The 24,127-nt window shown below is 64.3% G+C and carries 22 protein-coding genes and 1 pseudogene; 13 read left to right on the forward strand and 10 right to left on the reverse strand.

Annotation, left to right across the window (positions count from 1 at the left end; translation table 11 throughout):
- A partial coding sequence (locus ASJ79_RS26215; protein ID WP_156448661.1) for an IS256 family transposase occupies window positions 1-738 on the reverse strand: 738 nt, incomplete at its 3' end.
- A 273-nt stretch (window positions 739-1,011) separates the two neighbouring features.
- Between ASJ79_RS26215 and ASJ79_RS26220 the strand changes: the two genes are divergently transcribed.
- Window positions 1,012-1,788, forward strand: a complete 777-nt coding sequence (locus tag ASJ79_RS26220) for a WecB/TagA/CpsF family glycosyltransferase (RefSeq protein ID WP_082754075.1) — start codon at window positions 1,012-1,014, stop codon at window positions 1,786-1,788.
- A gap of 12 nt (window positions 1,789-1,800) precedes the next feature.
- On the opposite strand, the pseudogene ASJ79_RS34540 reads toward ASJ79_RS26220, so the two are convergent.
- From ASJ79_RS34540 to ASJ79_RS26255, 6 genes and pseudogenes are all read right to left on the reverse strand, one after another.
- A pseudogene (locus ASJ79_RS34540) lies at window positions 1,801-2,703 on the reverse strand (transposase).
- Between the two features lie 37 nt (window positions 2,704-2,740).
- Complete coding sequence (locus ASJ79_RS34545; protein ID WP_231751053.1) at window positions 2,741-3,133, reverse strand: transposase family protein; 393 nt, start codon at window positions 3,131-3,133, stop codon at window positions 2,741-2,743.
- 538 nt (window positions 3,134-3,671) lie between these two features.
- A complete protein-coding gene (locus ASJ79_RS26240; protein ID WP_082754077.1) occupies window positions 3,672-5,180 on the reverse strand; it encodes a polysaccharide biosynthesis tyrosine autokinase in 1,509 nt (502 codons plus the stop codon).
- Window positions 5,181-5,280: 100 nt separating this feature from the next.
- Window positions 5,281-7,134 (reverse strand): DUF4012 domain-containing protein, encoded by a 1,854-nt coding sequence (locus ASJ79_RS26245; RefSeq protein ID WP_082754076.1) that lies wholly within the window; start codon window positions 7,132-7,134, stop codon window positions 5,281-5,283.
- Between the two features lie 103 nt (window positions 7,135-7,237).
- Complete coding sequence (locus ASJ79_RS26250) at window positions 7,238-7,657, reverse strand: hypothetical protein (RefSeq protein ID WP_067961698.1); 420 nt, start codon at window positions 7,655-7,657, stop codon at window positions 7,238-7,240.
- Window positions 7,658-7,901: 244 nt separating this feature from the next.
- Entirely contained in the window at window positions 7,902-8,852 is a 951-nt protein-coding gene (locus ASJ79_RS26255; RefSeq protein WP_067961700.1) for an endonuclease/exonuclease/phosphatase family protein, read from the reverse strand.
- A gap of 220 nt (window positions 8,853-9,072) precedes the next feature.
- Between ASJ79_RS26255 and ASJ79_RS26260 the strand changes: the two genes are divergently transcribed.
- From ASJ79_RS26260 to ASJ79_RS26285, 6 genes are all read left to right on the forward strand, one after another.
- On the forward strand, window positions 9,073-10,713 hold the full coding sequence (locus ASJ79_RS26260; RefSeq protein WP_067961701.1) for an acyl-CoA carboxylase subunit beta: 1,641 nt from the start codon (window positions 9,073-9,075) through the stop codon (window positions 10,711-10,713).
- 29 nt (window positions 10,714-10,742) lie between these two features.
- Window positions 10,743-11,024 carry an acyl-CoA carboxylase epsilon subunit gene (locus tag ASJ79_RS26265; RefSeq protein WP_067961703.1) on the forward strand — a complete coding sequence of 94 codons (282 nt, stop codon included), beginning with the start codon at window positions 10,743-10,745 and terminating at the stop codon, window positions 11,022-11,024.
- 341 nt (window positions 11,025-11,365) lie between these two features.
- Complete coding sequence (locus ASJ79_RS26270) at window positions 11,366-12,643, forward strand: DUF1800 domain-containing protein (protein ID WP_369803779.1); 1,278 nt, start codon at window positions 11,366-11,368, stop codon at window positions 12,641-12,643.
- 8 nt (window positions 12,644-12,651) lie between these two features.
- Window positions 12,652-13,866 (forward strand): DUF1501 domain-containing protein, encoded by a 1,215-nt coding sequence (locus ASJ79_RS26275; protein WP_067961707.1) that lies wholly within the window; start codon window positions 12,652-12,654, stop codon window positions 13,864-13,866.
- A 91-nt stretch (window positions 13,867-13,957) separates the two neighbouring features.
- Window positions 13,958-15,598 carry an acyl-CoA carboxylase subunit beta gene (locus ASJ79_RS26280; protein WP_067961701.1) on the forward strand — a complete coding sequence of 547 codons (1,641 nt, stop codon included), beginning with the start codon at window positions 13,958-13,960 and terminating at the stop codon, window positions 15,596-15,598.
- Window positions 15,599-15,627: 29 nt separating this feature from the next.
- On the forward strand, window positions 15,628-15,909 hold the full coding sequence (locus ASJ79_RS26285; protein ID WP_067961703.1) for an acyl-CoA carboxylase epsilon subunit: 282 nt from the start codon (window positions 15,628-15,630) through the stop codon (window positions 15,907-15,909).
- Between the two features lie 81 nt (window positions 15,910-15,990).
- Here ASJ79_RS26285 and ASJ79_RS26290 read toward each other — a convergent pair whose 3' ends face one another.
- Window positions 15,991-16,383, reverse strand: a complete 393-nt coding sequence (locus tag ASJ79_RS26290) for a hypothetical protein (RefSeq protein WP_369803780.1) — start codon at window positions 16,381-16,383, stop codon at window positions 15,991-15,993.
- Window positions 16,384-16,798: 415 nt separating this feature from the next.
- Between ASJ79_RS26290 and ASJ79_RS26295 the strand changes: the two genes are divergently transcribed.
- Window positions 16,799-17,428: a nucleoside triphosphate pyrophosphatase gene (locus tag ASJ79_RS26295; protein WP_067961711.1), complete on the forward strand. Its 630-nt coding sequence runs from the start codon at window positions 16,799-16,801 to the stop codon at window positions 17,426-17,428.
- A gap of 17 nt (window positions 17,429-17,445) precedes the next feature.
- Here the strand turns inward: ASJ79_RS26295 and ASJ79_RS26300 are convergent, their stop codons facing one another.
- A complete protein-coding gene (locus ASJ79_RS26300) occupies window positions 17,446-17,808 on the reverse strand; it encodes a hypothetical protein (RefSeq protein WP_067961713.1) in 363 nt (120 codons plus the stop codon).
- 69 nt (window positions 17,809-17,877) lie between these two features.
- Window positions 17,878-18,246: a hypothetical protein gene (locus tag ASJ79_RS26305; protein ID WP_067961715.1), complete on the reverse strand. Its 369-nt coding sequence runs from the start codon at window positions 18,244-18,246 to the stop codon at window positions 17,878-17,880.
- A 268-nt stretch (window positions 18,247-18,514) separates the two neighbouring features.
- Here ASJ79_RS26305 and ASJ79_RS26310 point away from each other — a divergent pair, with 268 nt between their 5' ends.
- The 5 genes from ASJ79_RS26310 to ASJ79_RS26330 all read left to right on the forward strand — a co-directional run bounded on the left by ASJ79_RS26310 (window position 18,515) and on the right by ASJ79_RS26330 (window position 23,945).
- Complete coding sequence (locus ASJ79_RS26310; protein ID WP_231751055.1) at window positions 18,515-19,807, forward strand: acyltransferase; 1,293 nt, start codon at window positions 18,515-18,517, stop codon at window positions 19,805-19,807.
- A 62-nt stretch (window positions 19,808-19,869) separates the two neighbouring features.
- Window positions 19,870-20,757, forward strand: a complete 888-nt coding sequence (locus ASJ79_RS26315) for a sulfurtransferase (RefSeq protein ID WP_067961720.1) — start codon at window positions 19,870-19,872, stop codon at window positions 20,755-20,757.
- A gap of 2 nt (window positions 20,758-20,759) precedes the next feature.
- Window positions 20,760-21,164 carry a SufE family protein gene (locus ASJ79_RS26320; protein WP_197420384.1) on the forward strand — a complete coding sequence of 135 codons (405 nt, stop codon included), beginning with the start codon at window positions 20,760-20,762 and terminating at the stop codon, window positions 21,162-21,164.
- Window positions 21,165-21,611: 447 nt separating this feature from the next.
- Window positions 21,612-23,414 carry an acetyl/propionyl/methylcrotonyl-CoA carboxylase subunit alpha gene (locus tag ASJ79_RS26325; RefSeq protein WP_067961725.1) on the forward strand — a complete coding sequence of 601 codons (1,803 nt, stop codon included), beginning with the start codon at window positions 21,612-21,614 and terminating at the stop codon, window positions 23,412-23,414.
- Window positions 23,415-23,627: 213 nt separating this feature from the next.
- Complete coding sequence (locus tag ASJ79_RS26330) at window positions 23,628-23,945, forward strand: hypothetical protein (protein ID WP_067961727.1); 318 nt, start codon at window positions 23,628-23,630, stop codon at window positions 23,943-23,945.
- The last annotated feature ends 182 nt before the right edge of the window (window positions 23,946-24,127 follow it).

Below are 24,127 nucleotides of genomic sequence, written 5' to 3' on the forward strand. Positions count from 1 at the left end.
GTCACAGACCACGATGCACACATCAGCAGTGCCGCGGTTCTTGATCTCGGTGAGCACTGAGAGCCAGAACTTCGCCCCTTCACCGCCGCCGCCGGCCCACAGCCCGAGGATGTCGCGCTCCCCGGCGCAGGTCACCCCGATCGCGACGTAGACGGGCCGGTTGGTGACCTGGCCGTCGCGGACCTTGACGTGGATTGCGTCGATGAACACCACTGGATACACCGACTCCAACGGCCGGTTGCACCATTCGGTCATCTCCTCGACGACCTTGTCGGTGATTCGGGAGATGGTGTCCTTGGAGACCGTGGCCCCGTAGACGTCGTCGAAATGCGCGGCGACCTCGCCGGTCGTGAGCCCTTTGGCGGTCAGCGACAACACGATCTCATCGATGCCGGCCAGCCGACGCTGACGCTTGCGGACTATCTGCGGATCGAAGCTGCTGTTCGTATCGCGGGGCACCTCGATTTCGACCGGGCCGATCTCGGTGAGCACCGTTTTGGCCCGGGTCCCGTTACGGGAGTTGCCCGACCCGTGCCCGGCGGGGTCGTGCTTGTCGTAGCCCAGGTGCTCGGTCATCTCCGCATCCAGCGCGGTCTCGAGCACGTTCTTGGTCAACTCGTTGAGCAGGCCATTCGGGCCGACCAGCTCAATTCCCTGTTCTTTCGCCTGCGCCAGCAGCTGCTCAGCGAGCTGGCGTTGATCCACATCGGTCGCCATGGAGTCGAGTGTTTCTGACATCGTCAGTCCTTCCCGCCAAGCTCACGCCCGGCGTGTCAGACCAAGACCAGATCCACCGTTATTCAGACAGACCCTAGAGATGTCGTGACTCGGCCGACCTGCCGGGGCCGAGGTGATGAGCTGTCGGACTCGCCCGCTAGTTGGTTAAAGGGTCCGCACGGCTTTGGTGCCAAGTTGCCTGGTCTATATGCCACGTCGACGGATGCGATCAAGGTCCGCTCTGCTCGGGTCCAAGAATCGCGTGTCTCGACAAAATATGGCAAGTTGGTGTCTGTGTGGGGGAACATTGGCGAGTCAGAAGATCGTGCGCTGTATGGCCACGAGGCGGAGTGGGTGCACATTGGTGCGCTCGATATTTCCGTCTCACCGTTGACCGCTTCACAGATTGCGTCGTTCGTTACCAGTGCGCGGGGGAAGCATCTGCTCCTGAATCACAATTTGCATAGTGCGTACCTGCACCAAATAGACGAAGAGTTTCGGCAGCTGTATCGGTATGCTGATATGGTTGTGATTGATGGTACCCCGATTCGCTGGCTAGCTTCATGCTGGTCTCGGAAGCGATTCCCGGCGGAATACCGTGTCTCCTCAACGGATTGGATCGCAGCGCTTCCGGATGCCCGGGCTTCGAAGCGTCTTTTCGTTTTTGGGGCAACTGAATTATCAAATGCGAGGGCTGTCCACAGCCTGCAGCGGCAGCTGAGGAATTGGACCGTTTCTGGCATTAACGGCTATGTCGATGAACGCCGCGCAGTGGATCTGATTAGTGACTTCAACCCAGATCTGGTGATTGTGGGATTAGGTATGCCGCGCCAGGAGGAGTTTCTTATGGGCAACTTGCATGTACTGCCACCCGCCACGTATGCCACCGTCGGGGGCGCGATTGATTACGTGGGCGGCACGACACGGCTTGCGCCGCGCTGGATTGGTCGGACTGGGTTGGAATGGTTGTGGCGCCTTGCGAACGAGCCTCGGCGCCTGGCGTACAGGTACCTGATCGAGCCGTTGCTATTGGTGTCCTGTGTGGCGAAGCGTTATCTCCGGTTGCGTTGACCGCCAATGCGGTTAGTGCCTTGTTGTTGCGCGCAGAAGAATTGTGTCGTCGAAAAGCTGCTGCTCGACGTTGAAAATCGGACGGATACGTGGCTCTTCGGGTTTTAGAGCGCATCGAATTCGTTGGGCGAGGTTGCCGCAGTGCAGGCCGTTGATGGCTTCGGTGGGGCCGTTGGAGGCATGGTCGTCGAAGTAGGCCAGCACGTCGGCGCGGCGACGCCACAGGGTGCGGCCCAGCTGAGCCAGCTCTTCGAGGGCGTCGGGCACGCCGGTGCGCACTGCGGTGATGATCTCGGTCATCATGGCCTTGCCGCAGCGCCGGTCGGGGCGGGGCGTAGGCGGCGATCATGCGTTGGTAGAAGCCCCAGCACAGTTCGACGGCGAGGTGGTTGTCATCGGCGACACGGCTCCCAGCTTGGCTTTTCGGCGAGCATTGAGCAGCGGCAGCCGAGTCCGCAGAATACGGCGGACTCCGTAGAGCGGGTCGCCGGTGCGGCCGCGGTGCCCGCAGGTCTGCTGTTGGATGCATTGGCGGCACAGGTCGAGCTTGACGCCGGCCAGCGCGACGACGTGGAAGGGGTCCATCACCGGGGTGGCCTCGGGCAGCTGGTCGGCGGCAGCGGTCTTGTAACCGGCGAAGCCGTCCATCGCCACCACCTCGACCTGGTCGCGAAACGCCGCGCGCTGCTCGGCCAGCCAAGTCGTCAATGCTGCCGCTGAGCGTCCGGGTACCAGGTCGAGCAGCCGTGCTCCCCCGGTGCCGTCGCGCACGGGGGGTGAGGTCGATGATGACGGTGACGTAGCCGTCTTGCCTGCGGCGGCGGGTGTGTGACCAGCGGTGTTCATCGACACCGATGACGCGTACCCCGTCCAGACGGGTGGCGTCGGGGCCACGATCATCTGGATGGCGTCCATGGCGATGGCGTTGACGGTGTCCCAGGACAAGCCCAGCTCACGGGCGACCCACGGTGGCCCGGTCAATCATCAGCCGTCGGCAGATGTAGCGGGCGCAGCGCCGGGTGGTCGACCAACCGCGGCGGGCCAGGCGATCGGTGTTGTGAACGACCACTTCTCGCTCACACTCGGCCGCGCCGCTGCGGTAGCGCGGGACCCGAACGTGCAACCGCAACGGGTGCCCTACCACGGGCACATCGGTGACACGGCGGATCACGGTGTCGCGGTAGCGGCCCTCGGTACCGCAGTCGGGACACCCGCGCTGGCCGTCGCCGAGCAGGGCGCAGGACACCACCGTGGCCTCGCCGTCGAGATCGGCGTCGGTGATCGTCACCCCCAACTCGACGGTCCGCACGATCGTGTCGGCAACAACAGCGGCAGGCAACGACATCGCGGCTATCCGCCACCTCTACCTGCACTCCATTTCCGGAAGAGCCGGTTACGTCGTCCCTGGCGTCTGTAGTGAAGTCGAGGGTTGAGTCCGTAGACGTGGTGTAGAGACTCGTTGTGTGATGGCCCATGCCGTCAGTGCTGCGGGGGTGGTCATCGAGTCCCACGATGAATGGCGGGTCACCCGTCGCTACCTGTCCGAGGTCTCTATCGCCGAGCTGCGCAAGTCATCGCGGCATTACACGCTGCCGAAGCCATCGCCAAATCGCCTAGCATTCACCGCAACTCATCGACCACACGCGTGCAACTATTCCGATCCGAACTCCACCACCCCACGAGGAATCTCTCCCGATCGGTTAGCTCAGGAAGTAGTGAGATCCATTCTGCATGTGAAGCACACCTCGGGCGTGGAGCTTGAGCAAGAACATGGAGGGATCGGGCCAGCCCCATCCGCCCCGCTGAGCGTGATAGTGCGGGTACTCGACAAGCGTTGCGTGATCGGCGCGGCTGCAGCCGAATGGATCACCGCACCGCCCTTCCTACTCCGGTTTTCGCCTCTTGCCGACCGACTGGGACACTTGCTCGTTGGATCGCATGTCGTCTGAAGGTGGCGAGGAGGCGCCGCCTACGCCCACTCCATCGCTCCGGTCGTGAAGCGACGAATCGGAGGACGAACGTGCGCCGCGCCGGGCGCTATCGGGCCCGTAGTACGTATAGTTATAACTGTACGACGAGTTGCCCCGGGTTGGCACCATCGTGAACACGGCTCCCAGTAGCGGCGCTCCCACGCTTTCAAGGCTACTTACAGCATGCGTGAGTTGATCACGCTTCGTCTGACCAAATCGCGCCATGATCAACACGCCGTCCGCACCGGCCGCCAAAATGGCGGCGTCTGTCACGGCAAGTAAGGGTGTCGAGTCGACAATCACATAATCGAACTTTGTACGTAGTTCGCTGAGAAGTTTACGCGCCGATTGCGAGCCCAGCAGCTCACTCGGATTCGGTGGGATAGCGCCGGATGTCAGCACAGTCAGGCCTGGAAATCGCGTCTTTTGAAGGGCCTCGGCGAGTGAAGCTCCACCACTGAGCACCGTGCTAAATCCGACAGGCCCAACCAAGTCAAGATACTTGGCCAGGCTTGGACGCCTCATGTCTCCGTCGACAAGTACAACGCTATGCTCGGCTTCCGCCAATGCCAGCGCGATATTTATCGCCGTTGTGGACTTCCCTTCACCCGGCATTGAGCTCGTTACCACAATGACGCGGGGGGGATTATCGACGGCGAGGAACTGCAGATTCGTGCGGATTTTACGGAACGCCTCCGCTATCGCTGTATTGTCGGAATCAAACGAAATGGCTGTCTGCTTGCGCCGTTCCTTGTCCAGTGGAATGCTGCCCACCAGACCTGCGCCGGAAATTTCTTCTAGGTTTTCTCGGCTCTTGACCGTGTTGTCGAGTAGTTCGCGGAGAACCGCTAGTCCGACGCCTAGGAGTGCGCCCAATCCGAGACCGATCAGAAGATTACGGGTGGTCTGGGGAACGACTGGCGTGCTGGGGATTGAGGCACGTTGCTCGACGACGACGCGTGCGTCGGGTCTCGCCCCGCCCTCTGGTGTCTCCAGTTCGCGCACCATAGCGACGAACTCGTCGGACAGCGTGTTCGCGATATCACGCGCCCGTACGGGTGAGGGGTCGAGCACACGGACATCGATCAGGACGGTATCCAGTTTGGCGCTTGCGCTGACATTGTCTTGTAACGCTGCTGCGCTCATGTCGAGTCCGAGCTTGTCAATAGTGCGCTGCGCCAGCGTTTCGCCCATAAGGAGTTGCGCATACGAGACAACTCTTTCCTGGGAGTAGCGGTTGCCTTGGTAGATCTCGGATACCGACGAGCCTGCAGTTGTGGAGACGAAGAGCCTCGTTGAAGCCTGGTACAGCGGCGTGGTTAATAGAGACACCGCTGCGGCGCCAAGCACCACTATCACCATCGTGACGCAGACCGTCAGCCAACGAGAGCGCATTACTCTCACAAAGTCTTGGAGATTCAACGACACTCCTTCACTGCTGAAACCTGCGGTTTCATATTCCCCACGATGATGAGTAGAGGCACCAAAGCAAGTTCCAGTGCCTGCACGATGAGGGTGCCCATTAACCTGAGCACTCAGGCACCTTTACGACAGGTGTCAGGTCGTCGACCAGAGGTTGGATGGGGACGCGGGCTTCGCCTGCGGCTGTGGGTTCAGAAAGTCTGAAGCTTAGTTCGCCAGACTGTCCCGGCGGTATAAGGACTTGTACCTCGTAAGTGGGATGCCCGCGTTCCGAACTCTGGGTGAACGGTATCCGCTCGCCGTTGGCGAGCACGCTTACCATTGACGCATTCGTGGTAGCTAGTAGCCGCACCGACGAGACCATCGTGCCGCTCGGAACTTCGAACGGCACGTTGCTCACTAGCCCCTCGGTACCCGCGACATATTCGGGTAGTGGTGCATCTGCCGGCGCTGTGTTCTTTACTCGGACGGTGACGGTAGACATTCTTGTTTGGCCGTCGCATCCGTCTGCCACGTACTCAATACTGCGCTCAAGGTAGTAGTCCATCTTGTTGCCGCCGAGGTTGTTGATCACGACGTTCGCGTAGGGAGCGGGATCATTAGGCACGATGTGCGCCAGCGGTGTTTGCTCGAGTAGCGCCTGCTCTTCGGGCGAGGCACTCCACACTGCTATTCGCCGCTCCCCAACCGCCTTACCCAAGGCGTCCAGCAGTGCACGCGGTGAGTCAACCGGAGCGGTTACCTTTTGGACAACGAGATTCGCGATGTCCTGAAGGTAGTTCTTACGCGCTACTTGGTCCGTGGGGAACCGGATGTAGGCCGTCGACTCTGTCAGTTCGACGACGTTATCTTTTGTTATGACTTCGCCGTCAGGCATCGTCACCGATCCCACAGCAGCCAGGACATAACTCAGCGCGATCGGATCGATGGCGATCACGCCGTCGACGTTCATCCCAGTCTTCTGAGCCCACATCGACTTCCAAATTTGCGCGGCGTTGGGGAAGTGCGGGCTCAGGTTGCTGTTCCGGTAATCCGTCTTTGGGTTGGTGAACCCGTACTGCTGATCGAATTCCGGGCCGAGATCCACAGTCGCGACGGCATCCGTGAGTTCGGTGTTCTTTCCCAAGTCGTCGACCATGGGCGCGCCGTTCTCGAATCGGAGGACTCCGAATCCACCGAGCAACCCGCCGGTGCCTCGCGCTTCAGCATTGGTTTGAAAACCCATGAAGTAAGTGCGCGGGCCGTCCGCACCCATCATCGTGGGCAGGAGCCTCGCCGCCAACGCGGTGTTCTCGAGTAAGCCAGCAAGCTCGGAAGTCTGATCTTGCAACTGCGAACGCGCATCGCGCAATAACGACAGGTAACCCGGATCGGAGATTTCGCTTGCCACCGCATTGAGCCGCGTGGCGTCCTCCGACAGCTTGGCCAATTGTGGCTCTTCGTTACGCAGTGCCTGCACATCGACCCGCCCGCCCGAATACAACTGGTCCGGCGAGATCGAAACGCCGACATCAGTCGACGGCTTCAACACATCGGCCGCCAGGCCCAGTACCACGTCCGAGATCTGCTGCCCCGACTTGAAGGGGTTGCCAACCCACGGAATCACTGATGCGACGTTCCACGGCACCGAATGGGTAGCATTCCGGGCATTTTGCGCGTGCGTTTGTGCTTCGTCGGCGAACCGTGAGGCATCCTCGGTATCGCCTTGCAGCAGTGCATCTCTGGCCTGCTGTGCGCTCGTCCGCGCTTGCTCCAAATTGTCTTTTGCGTCGAAGGCGCTCAGTCCCAACCAAACACCGAACGCTATGACAACGATGAGCAGCACCAGAACGGTCCATACCGCTCCGTGCCGATCCTGCAGCCAGTGTGGCCGACGCTCGTCTTCGTCTGTTGAGGGGTCATCGTCGTCGCGCCCAGGCTGATCGCCGAACGGACGTCGGGAGAACTTATTCACTCAGAAGGATTCCCGTGGTCGGTGGATTCTCGTCACTTGCACTGAACACGCAGATGGGACTGCCAACATGGCAGTCCCATCTGACTAACCGCATGTACGAGAATCAGCAGCCCCGGCTGATCGAACCCTTCACGGAGAAGTAGGGCCCAATCGAGACGGTGATACCGAAGACGCAGGCGTCGAAGTTAAGCTGACCGAGCCAGCCGAACCAGCGCTTGATGAATCCCGGGATCAGCGCCGCGGTGTTGAAGTCGAGGATCGTGGTTTTCGGCGGGGCGTCCGGCCGCGGAGGACCGAACCAGACCCAGCCACCCTGCTGGGCGATGGAAGCGGCTCCCAGCGCGGGCGCAGCCGCGATGTGGGCCAGTTCCGACATCGCCGGCGCCGCCGGGGCGGGCAGTGCGAGATCGGCGTTCGCGGCGACGGCAGGCGTCAACGCAGCTGCAGCAGCAACCGCCGTGGCCGCGGTGGCCACCTGGAACTTGGTGCTTACATTCGACAATTTCGCGGCCACTCTAGCCATGTCCCCCTCATTTCACTCCGGTTGAGTTAGCTGAAAATATGTCAGACTCCGCGGGGCATGTCAACCGGAACGCGCATTGTGGCAACGACACCTTCTCCAGGCCCCAAAACACCTCGCAACCAGCGGTTTTCTCACTATCCGCGCCACCCGCGAAGGGCATTGAATGACAGAGTTTTCGCGATTGTTCAACACTCGTTTCACCACCGCAATATGTTTGCTGACGATGTACTTTCTTGGCTTTTGCTCAGGTTCTCGTGTTAGTGGCGGTAACTCGAAGCGTGGCTAGAAGTGCGCGGTGGTCGCTGTCCGGTACGGAAACGCTGCTGACGGACTCCACATTCGCGTCGCGTGTCAGGACGTGGTCGATTGTGATCAACGGCGGAACATGACGATTGGATGGGAAGGTCGGTGCGAAACCGGCTCCTGCCTGCACGACAGCGTCCCGGAATCCGTTGGAGAGCAAGTCTCGGAACTGTCGCATGTCCGGCGTGCTGTTGAAATCGCCGGCCGCGATGACCGTCCCCGAGTCCACCGCGTCCGCCAGACCTGCAAGTCTGGACCTTGTCGCCACGATGCCGTTTCGCCAGCTGTCGAACGACGCCATCGGCGACGTGACGTGGACACTGGCCACCGCAATTTCGCTTGTCAGGCCGGGAATCTGCGCTTGGGCCGCCACCATGCTGGAACTCCAGTACCGGGTGGGCGACACAGGCGTCAGCGGATATCGACTCCAAATTCCGTTCCCCCCCGCTCCAGAAGCAGGGAACAGAATCGAATACGGAAACATCTCATCTATGCCGGCCTGGTGAAAATTCCGCACTGCTTCAGCCGTCAACTCGGTCACCGTGATGACATCCGCGCTGTTTCGAGCCAGCTCGACGAACGTGCTCGGGTCCGCACGCCCGTAGCGCAAATTGGACGACAGCACTCGCACCTCGACGCCCTCGCCGGTTTCCGGCGCGTTCCCGCCGTAATACCAACGCACTTGAATCCCGAGCGAGGCGGCGACGACCACGACCGCCACGATCGACAGGACCACCCTGCGCGATAGCACCGCCACGGCGAGTCCCACCAACGCTGCAATCACGGTGTACGGCGCCCCGACGGCAAGGACCAGCGCGACGTTGTTCGTCAGCGGCAGAGCGCGAACCACCAGCGTCAGGATTGAAAACCCAAGGGCGGCAATGGTCGCCACTAACGTCGCGCGTCGCTCCCACGACCGCGCGCGGTGCGTTCCGAAAAAGATGAGGCGAGACCTCCCCTATGCCGCCCCCGCGGTATGACCGCAGGCTACCAACACAGCGAATCGCCGCCGGACCCAAGATCACACAGCGCATGCCACCCTTCCCCATTTTTAAGGTTTTGGTAAGGGGTCGCCCGCGCTTCTCGACCGTGCGCCGTTAGCATCAGAAGCTATGACCAGCGTGACGGAATCTTCGGCGACGCCCTCCGGCTTCCACGACATCGACATCCACACCACCGCCGGGAAGCTGGCCGATCTGCGCAAACGCGCAGCAGAGGCCCTGCACCCGGTCGGCGAGGCCGCCGTGGAGAAGGTGCACGCCAAGGGTAAGCTGACCGCCCGGGAGCGGATCCTGGCGCTGCTGGACGAGGGCTCGTTCGTCGAGCTCGACGCGCTGGCCAAGCACCGCAGCAAGAACTTCGGCCTGGAGAAGAACCGGCCCACCGGCGACGGTGTGGTCACCGGCTACGGCACCATCGACGGCCGCGACGTCTGCGTGTTCAGCCAGGACGCCACCGTGTTCGGCGGCAGCCTCGGCGAGGTCTACGGCGAGAAGATCGTCAAGGTCCAGGAGCTGGCCATCAAGACCGGCCGCCCGCTGATCGGCATCAACGACGGCGCCGGCGCCCGCATCCAGGAGGGCGTGGTCTCCCTCGGCCTGTACAGCCGCATCTTCCACAACAACATCAAGGCCTCCGGGGTCATCCCGCAGATCTCGCTGATCATGGGCGCCGCGGCCGGCGGGCACGTCTACTCCCCCGCCCTGACCGACTTCGTCATCATGGTCGACCAGACCAGCCAGATGTTCATCACCGGCCCCGACGTCATCAAGACCGTCACCGGTGAGGACGTCACCATGGAAGAACTCGGCGGCGCCCACACCCACATGGCCAAGTCCGGCACCGTGCACTACGTCGCCTCCGGCGAGCAGGACGCCCTGGACTACGTCCGCGACCTGCTGTCCTACCTGCCGCCCAACAACTACGCCGAGCCGCCGCGCTACCCGGCCCCGGCCGCCGACGCCCCGATCGAGGAAAGCCTCACCGACGAGGACCTCGAACTGGACACGCTGATCCCGGACTCGCCGAACCAGCCCTACGACATGCACGAGGTCATCACCCGCATCCTCGACGACGACGAGTTCCTCGAGGTGCAGGCCGGCTACGCGGGCAACATCGTGGTCGGCTTCGGCCGCGTCGACGGCCGCCCGGTCGGCATCGTGGCCAACCAGCCCACCCAGTTCGCCGGCTGCCTGGACATCAACGCCTCGGAGAAGGCCGCCCGGTTCATCCGGACCTGCGACTGCTTCAACATCCCGATCGTGCTGCTGGTCGACGTCCCGGGCTTCCTGCCCGGTACCGACCAGGAGTACAACGGCATCATCCGCCGCGGCGCCAAGCTGCTCTACGCCTACGGCGAGGCCACCGTCGCCAAGGTCACCGTCATCACCCGCAAGTCCTACGGCGGCGCGTACTGCGTGATGGGGTCCAAGGACATGGGCGCCGACGTCGTCGTCGCCTGGCCGACCGCTCAGATCGCCGTGATGGGCGCCTCCGGCGCGGTGGGCTTCGTCTACCGCCAGCAATTGAAGCAAGCGGCTGCTGACGGCCAAGATGTTGAAGCGCTTCGCTTACAGCTGCAGCAGGAGTACGAGGACACGCTCGTCAACCCGTACATCGCCGCCGAGCGCGGCTACGTCGACGCGGTCATCCCGCCGTCACACACCCGCGGCTACGTCGCCACCGCACTGAAGCTGTTGGAGCGCAAGGTCGTCCAGACCCCACCGAAGAAGCACGGCAACATCCCGCTCTGATCCGCCCTGCCAGACAAGGACTTTGCGCAATGAACCATGACGCCGACATCGTCGAGGTCTCCGACCCGCGGGAGATGACGATCGACGACCCGCCACCACCGGATCCGCACTTCCAGGTCATCAAAGGCGAACCGACCGTCGAGGAACTCGCCGCACTGGTCGCCGTGCTGGCCAGCGCCGGCGGCGGCGCGCCCGCCGACCCCGGCCCACAGGAACTCAACCCCTGGGGCCACCCCGTCGACAAACTGCGCTACGACGTCACCAGCTGGCAGCGCGTCACCCTCCTGGAACGCATGCACATGCGGCGCTAACGAGCGTCCTTCTCCCAATAGACCTGGCAGAGTCAGGCTGTGGTCGACTTTTAGTAACAGCCAGATCGCATCACGAAATCAAGCCGCACCCCGAATTGGCTTCTAATTTAGAGACTTTGGTTCGGACGCGGTACTCGTGTCTACCGCATTCTTAGTTCGCGCCCACTCGCCGCAGTCCAGCGTTTCGATTACATTAGTAGTGGAGTTCCATTCGTACAGTGGGGTACGCCGCATACCGGCGCAATCATGCTGGCGCCGTCTACTGTGTTTCGTCTCGATATCGGCCTTGGGGGTAGTTGGGGGTGTCCACGCAATCAGCTCAGTGGATAAAGGCAGCTCGCGTGCTTCGCCGCAGCGGATTTGGTGCCCGCGGATCTGAGATTGACGCAGCGTTAGCGATCGGTGACACCCCGTCGTACGTTAACGAAATCCTGAGTGCTGACTTCACGAACGATCCGGGCGTCGTCGCAACTCCGATGCCGGATTTCATAGTCGCGGACCGTCCCGAGGAATCTGACAAGCAGGCCAGCCGGCGATACTTCCAGAATCGCGCCGAACAGAAGCGTGAGTTGACGAACTGGTGGATCCGCCGTATGGCCACAGCCGTTAACCCGACCAATGAAAAGCTTACGTTTCTTTGGCACAATCATTTTGCTACCTCTGCTGCGAAGGTCCGGGTAGCCCGCAGCATGGCGAACCAAAATCAGAAGCTGCGCGACCTTTGCCTCGGCGATTTCCGCAGTCTTGCCTACGCAATGCTGACAGATGCGGCGATGATTACCTGGCTCGACGGGCAGCAGAACAAAGCCGGCGCACCGAACGAGAACCTCTCACGGGAGTTCCTTGAGCTGTTTGCCCTTGGCCACGGCAGCGGCTACTCGGAGAGGGACGTCCGAGAGGGCGCACGGGCCCTGACCGGTTGGACTGTGCGGAGATTCGTCGACGTCAAGTTCGTGGCCAAGCGCCACGACGACTCGACCAAGACGGTTCTTGGCACCACTGGCAAGATCGGCGTCGATGAATTCTGTGACGTGGTGGTGGCCGAGCGGAGCTCCGCAAGCTACATCGCAAGCAGATTGTGGCAACAACTAGCCTCCGATACTCCACCGTCCGATGCAACACTTCAGCGCTTAGTAACGGCATATGGACCGGATCGAGACCTTAAGGCGTTGACAACAGCCGTACTAACCGACCCAAGTTTCCAGGAGAGATCCGCCACCGTCGTGACCAGTCCTACGGACTGGCTGATCGGACTGATACGAGCTGTGCGGGCCCCACTCGGCGACGCTGCACAAGTCAATACCGTGGCCAACACGCTAAAGTCACTGGGACAGTTGCCCTTTTACCCTCCCGACGTGAGCGGATGGCCGTCTGGCCAAGCATGGCTGTCAACGTCAGCGGTAAACATCCGGTGGCGAATCGCGGGCAAGGTAGTTGCCGATGGGGACATCAGCCTGGTAGCGGAGGCCCCAAAAGATGACCGCATCGACGCGGCTGGATACTTAATCGGCATCGGCGCGTGGTCCGAACGCAGCGTAAAGGCCTTAAAACCGCTGCGCAACAATCCACCAGCACTTGTCGCCGCCGCTGCAAACACGCCGGAATACTTGACTTCTTAGGAACAACAATGCCTAATTTCAGTAGACGCGGGTTCCTGACTAGCTGCATCGGGGTTGGCGCGGTAGCCGCGGTGGAATCCATGCCGACCGTTACGTGGGCCGACCTGCTACTAGCCGCCAAAGAGCGACCGATTTCAGACGGCACGGGGATACTCGTTCTCGTTACGCTTTACGGTGGAAACGACGGACTCAACACCGTTATCCCCTTTACCGACAACGCTTATCAGGACGCCCGTCCCGATTTGGCCTATGCGGCGGATGAGGTGCTCGCCCTCGACGAGAACTACGGTTTGAACCCCGGCATGACCGGGATGGCCGATATGTTCCAAAGCGGTTCGCTCGCAATCGTTCGCGGCGTCGGCTATCCGGAGCCGGACCGGAGTCATTTTCGCTCAATGGATATCTGGCAGTCAGCTTCTCTAGATAATGCGGAGAACACCGGATGGATTGGCCGCTGGCTGGACTCCACCGGCGAAGATCCGCTCCGCGCCTTGCACTTCGGCCGTGTGGTCCCGGCCCTCACTGTCGGCAGAAGATCCGTTGGTGCACTGTTCAGTCGGGAGTTCAGACCATCTGAAAGCTCGAGTGCGCTCATTGACGCCCTCTCACAACGTCACTCGGACGACAGCCAAGCGATGCGCATGGTATGCGACTCCTACCGCGCTGCCTCGCATGTGAACCAGGGGCTCGAGCCAATGTTCGACGATGACGGACCGGTCCGGGAAGAGACGGATTCAGACAACAACGCGCTCGCTGCTCAGCTTGACAACGTCGTGGCGTGCATCGCTGCTAACCTGCCAACCCAGGTCTACAGTGTGGAATTGGGCGGATTTGACACTCACGCTGACGAGCGCGGCACTCAGCAGGGGCTCCTGACGAAACTGGACAATGCCGTGACTGGATTTATGGAGAAGGTCTCTGGCACAAGGCACGCCCAGGACGTCGTCGTTATGGCCTACTCCGAATTCGGCCGGCGGGTGGCGGCCAACGCTTCCGATGGCACCGACCACGGCACTGCTGGGCCGGTGTTCATTGCAGGCGAACGTGTTCGGGGCGGCTTCTACGGCGATGACCCAAGTTTGACCGACCTCGTCGATGACGACCTCAAAGTCACGACCGATTTTCGTGACGTCTACCATGAGGTTCTTGTTCGCGGACTCGGCGCGGACTCCGAACCTGTCCTTGGCAGGGGTCGGAGAGAGATTGGTTTCCTGAGGGCCTGACCGGTACGAATCCACCACCCTTCCCCATTTTTAAGGTTTTGGTAAGGGGTCGCCCGCGCTTCTCGACCGTGCGCCGTTAGCATCAGAAGCTATGACCAGCGTGACGGAATCTTCGGCGACGCCCTCCGGCTTCCACGACATCGACATCCACACCACCGCCGGGAAGCTGGCCGATCTGCGCAAACGCGCAGCAGAGGCCCTGCACCCGGTCGGCGAGGCCGCCGTGGAGAAGGTGCACGCCAAGGGTAAGCTGACCGCCCGGGAGCGGATCCTGGCGCTGCTGGACGAGGGCTCGTTCGTCGAGCTCGACGCGCTGGCCAAGCACCGCAGCAAGAACTTCGGCCTGGAGAAGAACCGGCCCACCGGCGACGGTGTGGTCACCGGCTACGGCACCATCGACGGCCGCGACGTCTGCGTGTTCAGCCAGGACGCCACCGTGTTCGGCGGCAGCCTCGGCGAGGTCTACGGCGAGAAGATCGTCAAGGTCCAGGAGCTGGCCATCAAGACCGGCCGCCCGCTGATCGGCATCAACGACGGCGCCGGCGCCCGCATCCAGGAGGGCGTGGTCTCCCTCGGCCTGTACAGCCGCATCTTCCACAACAACATCAAGGCCTCCGGGGTCATCCCGCAGATCTCGCTGATCATGGGCGCCGCGGCCGGCGGGCACGTCTACTCCCCCGCCCTGACCGACTTCGTCATCATGGTCGACCAGACCAGCCAGATGTTCATCACCGGCCCCGACGTCATCAAGACCGTCACCGGTGAGGACGTCACCATGGAAGAACTCGGCGGCGCCCACACCCACATGGCCAAGTCCGGCACCGTGCACTACGTCGCCTCCGGCGAGCAGGACGCCCTGGACTACGTCCGCGACCTGCTGTCCTACCTGCCGCCCAACAACTACGCCGAGCCGCCGCGCTACCCGGCCCCGGCCGCCGACGCCCCGATCGAGGAAAGCCTCACCGACGAGGACCTCGAACTGGACACGCTGATCCCGGACTCGCCGAACCAGCCCTACGACATGCACGAGGTCATCACCCGCATCCTCGACGACGACGAGTTCCTCGAGGTGCAGGCCGGCTACGCGGGCAACATCGTGGTCGGCTTCGGCCGCGTCGACGGCCGCCCGGTCGGCATCGTGGCCAACCAGCCCACCCAGTTCGCCGGCTGCCTGGACATCAACGCCTCGGAGAAGGCCGCCCGGTTCATCCGGACCTGCGACTGCTTCAACATCCCGATCGTGCTGCTGGTCGACGTCCCGGGCTTCCTGCCCGGTACCGACCAGGAGTACAACGGCATCATCCGCCGCGGCGCCAAGCTGCTCTACGCCTACGGCGAGGCCACCGTCGCCAAGGTCACCGTCATCACCCGCAAGTCCTACGGCGGCGCGTACTGCGTGATGGGGTCCAAGGACATGGGCGCCGACGTCGTCGTCGCCTGGCCGACCGCTCAGATCGCCGTGATGGGCGCCTCCGGCGCGGTGGGCTTCGTCTACCGCCAGCAATTGAAGCAAGCGGCTGCTGACGGCCAAGATGTTGAAGCGCTTCGCTTACAGCTGCAGCAGGAGTACGAGGACACGCTCGTCAACCCGTACATCGCCGCCGAGCGCGGCTACGTCGACGCGGTCATCCCGCCGTCACACACCCGCGGCTACGTCGCCACCGCACTGAAGCTGTTGGAGCGCAAGGTCGTCCAGACCCCACCGAAGAAGCACGGCAACATCCCGCTCTGATCCGCCCTGCCAGACAAGGACTTTGCGCAATGAACCATGACGCCGACATCGTCGAGGTCTCCGACCCGCGGGAGATGACGATCGACGACCCGCCACCACCGGATCCGCACTTCCAGGTCATCAAAGGCGAACCGACCGTCGAGGAACTCGCCGCACTGGTCGCCGTGCTGGCCAGCGCCGGCGGCGGCGCGCCCGCCGACCCCGGCCCACAGGAACTCAACCCCTGGGGCCACCCCGTCGACAAACTGCGCTACGACGTCACCAGCTGGCAGCGCGTCACCCTCCTGGAACGCATGCACATGCGGCGCTAGGCAGCGTTCGCATTAGACACGAAAACTCCAGGCAGCGGGTTCCCGCTGCCTGGAGTTGTTTTCGCTCGTGTCAGAGGTGGATCAGCAACCCGTGCTGTAGCCGAGCTTGGTGGTCCCGTACGGGCCGATCGACAGCGTGATCCCGAAGATGCACGTCGAGAAGTTGATGCTCTGGGTGAACCAGCTGTAGAGCGGCTTGAACCAGTTCGGGATCAGCGCCAGCGGCGTGAACTCGAAGAATGTGGTCGGGCCGTCCTCACCGGGGCCGGGGCCGTGGAACCACCACCAGCCCTGCTCGGCGAGCGTGCCGGCGCCCAGCGCCGGTGCGGCCATCAAGTTCGAGACCACCGGCGATTGCATGAACTCGGTGAGTGCCGGCGCCGCGGGCGCGGGCATGCTCAGAACGTCGGCCTGAGCGGCGACGGCCGGCGTCAGGACCGCCGCGCCGGCAATGGCGCACGCGGCGGCGCCCACCTGAAACTTGGTACCGACGGCCGAGAATCTTGCAGCAAAAGTCGACATCCCGCTTGCCCCCACATTCCATTGTTCGAAAATTTGATCAAAGAATGGCAGACCCTTCCGCCGGTGTCAAAAGCAGACCGGGACCGGCGTACCAGACCGCTCAGGCTTGACCGAATCATTTCTACCTGCGAAAACAGGAGCTCTACCGCTAACCGAGCACGCCAAACGGGGGATGTGGAGCGAGAACTTCCCCTTCGGAAGCCAAATGTTAATCCGGAGAAACCAACAATTAATCTGATACGGCAGCGAAGCTCTTCGAATACCCGCTCACGGCTGCGGCAAACCCGGAAACCACGGGCGCCCGGCGCGGGCTCTTCGTCGGTCCGGGCACCGATAGCATCGCCACCATGACCAGCGTGATTGACCGATGACGCGCGTCGTGCTCGCGTCGGCGTCGCAGGGCCGGCTCGGTGTGTTGCGCCAGGCCGGCATCGACCCCGAGGTGATCGTCTCCGACGTCGATGAGGATGCCCTGCTCGCCTCACTGGATCCGGACCTGCCGCCGGAAGCGGTGGTCGCCAAGCTCGCCAACGCCAAAGCGCTCAGCGTGGCCGCCCAGCTCCCCGACGAGTTGATGGCCGACTGCGTGGTGATCGGCTGCGACTCGATGCTGTTTTTCGACGGCACCCTGCGCGGCAAACCCGGGTCTCCGGAAGCGGCTCGGGCGCAATGGAAATCGATGGCGGGCTTGGCCGGGCATCTGCTCACCGGACACGCGCTGCTGCGGATCTCCGGCGGCGTGATCACCCACACCGAGGGCGACACCGGCAGCACCAAAGTCCACTTCGGCGAGCCTACTGATACCGACCTCGCCCGCTACCTCGACAGCGGCGAACCGCTGTACGTGGCAGGGGCATTCACCCTCGACGGACTCGGCGGATGGTTCGTCGAGCGCATCGAGGGCGACCCGTCGAACGTGATCGGGATCAGCCTGCCCCTGGTGCACCGGCTGCTCCGCCGCACCGGACTGTCCCTCTCGAATCTCTGGCGGCGCTAGCTTTCGGAACGAGGTGACTAGCAGCCGGTGGAGGGCCGAGCCAGGGAGAAGGTGACCGTCCGCGGCCGCTCACCGATGCGCACAGTGCTGTCGGCCGACGGGGACTGCCCGCACACCACCCAGTTCGTGTAGTTGTAGACGACCTGGTTGAACTGCCGGTCATAGACGTTGAACCGGACGTTCTCCTCGCCCGCGGCCTCGATCACCGCGTCCACCGCGTTCTGCAAGATCTCCCCGCGGACAGCGGGCACCGTCCAGGTTTCACCCTCCTGCGCCGATGCGATCGGTGCGCCGATGCCGACCCCCACCGCGAACACCCCGGCCGTCGCCGCCGCGACCGCCATCGTCCGCCGCTGCCTCTTCAACCCCTTCAGCTTCATGCCGAGAAGCTTAGAGGTGCCTGGGAGTTCAACCCAAAATGTTCGATAACGATTTGCTCACGCTGCCCGCTAGGCGCCGCAGGCCTTACCGCCGGGCCGCTCGACCAACAACGTCACCGACGTCGTCTTCTCCCTCGACAACGCACTTCCCGCCTTCGGCGACTCACCGCACACCACCCAGTCTTCGAGGTTGTACACCGCCTCGTGATTGGGGGCCAGGGTCTTGAACGTCAGCGGCATGTTGTCCACGACGCCTTCGACGTCCTGCTCGGCGCGGAACAGCACCTCGTCCTTGACGTCGGGCATCACCCACATCTCGTTGGGCTCCTTGTACTGGATCTGCGCGTCGTCGGCGTGCGCTGCCGCCGGACCCGCCGCCGCAACGGCTCCCGCAGCGGCGCACATCGCGACCACCGTCGACGCGAATACTCTGATCATTTGCGGCTCCTTATGCCAAATGCCAAACGCCCCACGACAACCGATGGCTTTGCTGACATCAGGCTAAGTCCGCCGCGACGCCCACGCCCGAATCCCAAGCACACCGGCAGCAACCACCCAGGAATCACGCAGCTCCCATAGGGCCGGCAGAGTTGGTCCACCCCGACGTGACGCAAGACACGTCGAGTTGTCGAAACTCACCGACGCGGGAAGATGGCGATGAACGATCTACCGATCTTCATCTACCACGCTGGGGGGATTTCACGTGGTGACAAAGCTCGATCAATGGCGAGACTCCGTCAATCGTCGACGCCGCCGCGCAGAACGAGCAAACATCCGCCTGGACATCCAGGGACTGCGTGCCGTCGCGGTGCTCGCCGTCTTCGCACACCATCTGTGGGGTTTCCCCGGCGGCGGCTTCGTCGGCATCGACGTGTTCTTCGTGATCGCCGGATTCTTCGTCACCGAAAGTTTGCTGCGGGACTCCGCCGACGACGGCACCCCGTCGCTGCGCCGGTACTACCGGGACCGTCTGCGCCGCATCGCGCCGGCCGCCACCGTCGTCCTGATCGCGACCCTCGTCGCCGTCGTCTACGTGCTGCCGCCACCGGCACTGCGCAATACCGGCATCGACGCGCTGTACGCGTTCTTCTTCGCCGCCAACTGGCATTTCGCCGCTACCGGCACCGACGTCCTCACCGCGACCGACACCGCGTCACCACTGCTGCACTACTGGCCGCTGTCGGTCGAGGAGCAGTTCCTCGTCCTCTGGCCGCTGGTGATCGTCGGAATCACCGCGCTCGGCGTGCGCGGCGCGTGGAGCCACGGCCGCCGGCTGGCCCGCGTCGCCGCAGCCACCGGGCTGCTCGTCATCGCGTCCTTCGCCTGGGCGCTCTACACCACGTCCACGTCGCCGACCTGGGCCTACCTCGACACCGCCGCGCGCGCCTGGGAACTCGGCGTCGGAGCCCTGCTGGCCACCGCGGCCGGGCTGTTCGTGCGGCTGCCCGAACTGGTGCGCCCGCTGCTGTCGTGGGCCGGGGTCGCGCTGATCGGCGCGAGCATGGTCGTCCTCGACGGCTCGGCCGGATTCCCCGCACCGTGGGCGCTGCTGCCGGTGACCGGGACCGCGCTCGTCCTCGCCGCCGGCGTCGGCCGCGAACCCGTCTTCCAGGGGTTCCTGCGCAACCGCGCCATCACCTACGTCGGCGACCTGTCCTACGCGCTGTATCTGGTGCACTGGCCGGTGATCGTGCTGCTGGCCGCGATGATGGAGCCGGACGTGTACTTCTACGCCAGCGTGCTGACGCTGGCGTTCGGACTGGCCGTCGCGCTGCACCACTTCGTCGAGAACCCGCTGCGCTACGCCGGACGCACCGCCTGGCGACAGGCCCGCGCGGACATGCGCCACGGCCTCTACCGCGTCGAGGGGCGGACCAAGATCGCCGCCGTCGCGGCGCTGATCCTGATCACCCTCAGCGTCATCAGCTACGCGATGCGCCCGGATGCGCTCGACGGCGCGCCGGCCCCGCAGACCGACCCGACCGGCGTCACGCCGTAGTCGGCAGAAACTGGGCACGCACGCAGCCAAACCCGCCCCCACCTCCCGGTAGGCTCGGAGACGTGCCGCTACCTGCTGACCCCAGCCCCGCCCTGCAGTCCTACGCCCACCCGGAACGGCTCGTCACCGCCGACTGGCTTTCGGGCAACCTCGGCCGGCCCGGTCTGGCCATCGTGGAGTCCGACGAGGACGTGTTGCTCTACGACACCGGCCACATCCCTGGAGCGGTCAAGATCGACTGGCACACCGACCTCAACGACCCGCATGTGCGCGACTACATCACCGGCGAGCAGTTCGCCGACCTGATGAACCGCAAGGGCATCTCGCGCGACGACACCGTCGTGATCTACGGCGACAAGAGCAACTGGTGGGCCGCCTACGCGCTGTGGGTGTTCACGCTGTTCGGCCACCCCGACGTGCGCCTGCTCGACGGCGGCCGCAACCTGTGGATCTCCGACGGCCGCGACACCACCCTCGACGTGCCGACCAAGCAGACCACCGGCTACCCCGTCGTCGAACGCGACGACGCCCCGATCCGCGCGTTCAAGGAGGACGTCCTGGGCGTCCTCGGCAAGCAGCCGCTGATCGACGTCCGCTCCCCGCAGGAGTACACCGGCGAGCGCACCCACATGCCCGACTACCCCGAAGAGGGCGCGCTGCGCGGCGGCCACATCCCGACCGCGGTGTCGATCCCGTGGGCCAAGGCCGCGCAGGACAACGGGAAGTTCCGCAGCCGCGCCGAGCTTGACGAGCTGTACGGCTTCCTGTCCCCCGACGACAAGACCGTGGTGTACTGCCGCATCGGCGAGCGCTCCAGCCACACCTGGTTCGTGCTGACCCATCTGCTCGGCCTGCCCGGCGTGCGCAACTACGACGGCTCGTGGACCGAGTGGGGCAACGCGGTGCGGGTGCCGGTGGCGGTGGGCGAGGAACCGGGCGAGGCACCGTGAGCATGCCGGCCGCGCTGGCCGAGGTGGTCTCCGACTTCAAAGAGGTTGAGGGACAAGACAAATTGGCCCTGCTGCTGGAGTTCGCCGGGGAGCTGCCACCGCTGCCCGCCGAACTCGAAGAGGCCGCGATGGAGCCGGTGCCCGAATGCCAGTCGCCGCTGTTCCTGCACGTCGACGCCGGCGACCGTGACCATGTGCGGCTGTACTTCAGCGCACCCGCCGAGGCGCCGACCACCCGCGGATTCGCCGCGATCCTGGCCACCGGCCTGGACGGGCAACCCGCCCAGGACATCCTCGCCGTGCCCGACGACTTCTACACCGACCTAGGACTGGCCAAGCTGATCAGCCCGCTGCGGCTGCGCGGCATGTCCGCAATGCTGGCCCGGATCAAGAACCGTCTCAAATAGCCGCCTCGAGCGGCACACGGACAGATTCAAACTTCTGGTCGCCGACGTCATCACCACCCCGGTCGCGGAGTCTCTCGGCGAGCAGGCCCGGCGCGCGGTCTCCGCGACGCCGTACGACCTGACCGGCAGCGTCGGCACCGCCAGCGTCGCGGTCGGATCGCTCAACGCCGGCAACATCGTCGACTCGCTGCACTGGCTGACCGCCCAGGCCGACGTCGCGATGTACACCGCCAAACGCGCCGGCGGCGACCGCGTCAGCCACCACACCCCCGGGCGCCCCGCCGACAACGTCGCCCCCCGCGAGGACGCACCCCAGCGACCGTAAGCACCTTCGCAGGGTTACCGGCGGGTAAGGGACCGGCTCGCCGACACTCGAATTGGGGCGCTTAAACTGCCCGCAGTATCGTCTTTAGGAAGCTCTTAAGAACCATGCCATCAGGAGGCGCAGTGGCCAGTCACGCCAGCTCGAAGATCTCCAAGGTGCTTGTCGCCAATCGTGGGGAGATCGCGGTCCGGGTCATCCGTGCAGCACGCGACGCCGGGCTGCAGAGCGTGGCGGTGTACGCCGAGCCCGACGCCGACGCACCGCATGTCCGGCTCGCCGATGAGGCGTTCGCCTTGGGTGGTCAGACCTCGGCGGAGTCCTATCTGGTGTTCGAGAAGCTGCTCGACGCCGCGGAGAAGTCCGGCGCGAACGCGATCCACCCGGGCTACGGGTTCCTGTCCGAGAACGCCGATTTCGCCCAGGCGGTGCTCGATGCCGGGTTGATCTGGATCGGGCCCAGCCCGCAGTCGATCCGCGATCTCGGTGACAAGGTCACCGCCCGTCACATCGCCGCGCGTGCGCAGGCGCCGCTGGTGCCCGGCACCCCGGACCCGGTCAAGGACGCCGACGAGGTGGTCGCGTTCGCCAAGGAGTACGGCGTGCCGGTGGCGATCAAGGCCGCCTTCGGTGGCGGCGGGCGCGGCATGAAGGTGGCCCGCACCATCGAGGAGATCCCCGAGCTCTACGACTCGGCGGTGCGCGAGGCCGTCGCGGCGTTCGGCCGCGGTGAGTGCTTCGTGGAGCGCTACCTGGACAAGCCGCGCCACGTCGAGGCCCAGGTGATCGCCGACACCCACGGCAATGTGGTGGTCGCCGGCACCCGCGACTGCTCGCTGCAGCGCCGCTTCCAGAAGCTCGTCGAGGAGGCCCCGGCGCCGTTTTTGACCGAGGCGCAGCGCAAGGAGATCCACGAGTCGGCCAAGCGGATCTGCAAGGAGGCCGGCTACTACGGGGCGGGCACCGTGGAGTACCTGGTCGGCCAGGACGGTCTGATCTCGTTCCTGGAGGTCAACACCCGCCTGCAGGTCGAGCACCCGGTCACCGAGGAGACCTCCGGGATCGATCTGGTGTTGCAGCAGTTCAAGATCGCCAACGGTGAGGCCCTCGACATCACCGAGGACCCGACCCCGCGCGGGCATTCGATCGAGTTCCGGATCAACGGTGAGGACGCCGGCCGCGGGTTCCTGCCCGCCCCCGGCCCGGTCACCAAGTTCGTGCCCCCGACAGGCCCCGGCGTGCGCCTGGACTCCGGGGTGGAGACCGGCTCGGTGATCGGCGGGCAGTTCGACTCGATGCTGGCCAAGCTGATCGTCACCGGCGCCACCCGCGAGGAGGCCCTGGCCCGCTCGCGGCGCGCCCTCGACGAGTTCACCGTCGAAGGCCTGGCCACCGTCATCCCGTTCCACCGCGCCGTGGTCGCCGACCCGGCGTTCATCGGCGACGGCACCAAGTTCGACGTGCACACCCGGTGGATCGAAACCGAGTGGAACAACACCGTCGAGCCCTTCACCGGCGGCGACCCCATCGACGAAGAGGACACCGTTCCCCGCCAGACCGTCGTGGTCGAGGTCGGTGGCCGTCGCCTCGAGGTGTCGCTGCCCGGCGATCTCGCGCTCGGCAACGGCGGCGCCCCGGCGCACGGCGCGATCCGCAAGAAGCCCAAGCCGCGCAAGCGCGGTGGCGGCGGTGGCGCCGCGGCGTCCGGCGACGCCGTGACCGCCCCGATGCAGGGCACCGTGGTCAAGGTCGCCGTCGAGGAAGGCCAGACCGTGGCCGCCGGTGACCTGGTCGTGGTGCTGGAGGCGATGAAGATGGAGAACCCCGTCACCGCCCACAAGGACGGCGTCGTGACCGGGCTGTCCGTCGAGGCCGGTGCCGCGATCACCCAGGGCACCGTGATCGCGGAGCTCAAGAGCGCCGAATAGATCCCACTTCTCGAAAACGGGGCGTCATCAGACGATGACGCCCCGTTTTTGTTTTCTTGGCCAAAGAACCTTCCGCGGATCGCGTTGGGGCTATTGTTTGCCCCAGTGTGGTCCGTCGGATAACTGGACCAACGGTCGGTCGCAGGGCCGAGGGGTGGGAGCGGCCCCGCTGCCGCGGCAGCGGGGCCGAGCCACGTCTGGCAAGCTGTCCGGGTGGAGCCCGTCGAGATCAACGCCGGCACCTGGTACCTGCGGGCGCTGCGCGCCGACGACCGCGTCGACGACCGGCCCGCCCTCGCCGACCTGGGCGAGCACCGCACCGACTACGTCGAATCCCTTGCCGCACAGTGGTCTTCGGAGACGCTCTACTCCTGGGCGGTGTGCGAGCCGACGACGGGCGAGCTGCTGGCCGAGGTGACGCTGGACCCGTCGACCGGCGAGGTCGCCACCCGCGCGCGGCCCGGTCAGGACCGGGCGGCCCAGACCGGTGCGGAGGCGGTACAACGGTTCGCCGCGGCGATGCTCGGTTGACGCGCCGGGCTCAGCGCGCGTCGATGTCGCGTCCGGTGCCCAGATCCGCGCAGTCGACGCCGTCGACCTCGGCGGCCACCAGGACGGACAGCAGGTCGTCGGAGTCGCGGAGCGTGCCGGTGCGGCGACGGGCGATCTGGGCCTGGAAGTACTGGTACAGCTCGCCCAGCGCGGCGAAGGTG

The organism is Mycobacterium sp. NAZ190054 (assembly GCF_001545925.1).
Taxonomy (GTDB): domain Bacteria; phylum Actinomycetota; class Actinomycetes; order Mycobacteriales; family Mycobacteriaceae; genus Mycobacterium.

Excerpts from the sequence above, each read along its gene's own strand:
- ASJ79_RS34545 (WP_231751053.1), bottom strand. The coding sequence starts at position 3,133 with ATGTCGTTGCCTGCCGCTGTTGTTGCCGACACGATCGTGCGGACCGTC.
- ASJ79_RS26265 (WP_067961703.1), top strand. The coding sequence starts at position 10,743 with ATGAACCATGACGCCGACATCGTCGAGGTCTCCGACCCGCGGGAGATG.
- ASJ79_RS26300 (WP_067961713.1), bottom strand. The coding sequence starts at position 17,808 with ATGAAGCTGAAGGGGTTGAAGAGGCAGCGGCGGACGATGGCGGTCGCG.
- ASJ79_RS26295 (WP_067961711.1), top strand. The coding sequence starts at position 16,799 with ATGACGCGCGTCGTGCTCGCGTCGGCGTCGCAGGGCCGGCTCGGTGTG.
- ASJ79_RS26260 (WP_067961701.1), top strand. The coding sequence starts at position 9,073 with ATGACCAGCGTGACGGAATCTTCGGCGACGCCCTCCGGCTTCCACGAC.
- ASJ79_RS26305 (WP_067961715.1), bottom strand. The coding sequence starts at position 18,246 with ATGATCAGAGTATTCGCGTCGACGGTGGTCGCGATGTGCGCCGCTGCG.
- ASJ79_RS26250 (WP_067961698.1), bottom strand. The coding sequence starts at position 7,657 with ATGGCTAGAGTGGCCGCGAAATTGTCGAATGTAAGCACCAAGTTCCAG.
- ASJ79_RS26320 (WP_197420384.1), top strand. The coding sequence starts at position 20,760 with ATGCCGGCCGCGCTGGCCGAGGTGGTCTCCGACTTCAAAGAGGTTGAG.
- ASJ79_RS26280 (WP_067961701.1), top strand. The coding sequence starts at position 13,958 with ATGACCAGCGTGACGGAATCTTCGGCGACGCCCTCCGGCTTCCACGAC.
- ASJ79_RS26275 (WP_067961707.1), top strand. The coding sequence starts at position 12,652 with ATGCCTAATTTCAGTAGACGCGGGTTCCTGACTAGCTGCATCGGGGTT.
- ASJ79_RS26285 (WP_067961703.1), top strand. The coding sequence starts at position 15,628 with ATGAACCATGACGCCGACATCGTCGAGGTCTCCGACCCGCGGGAGATG.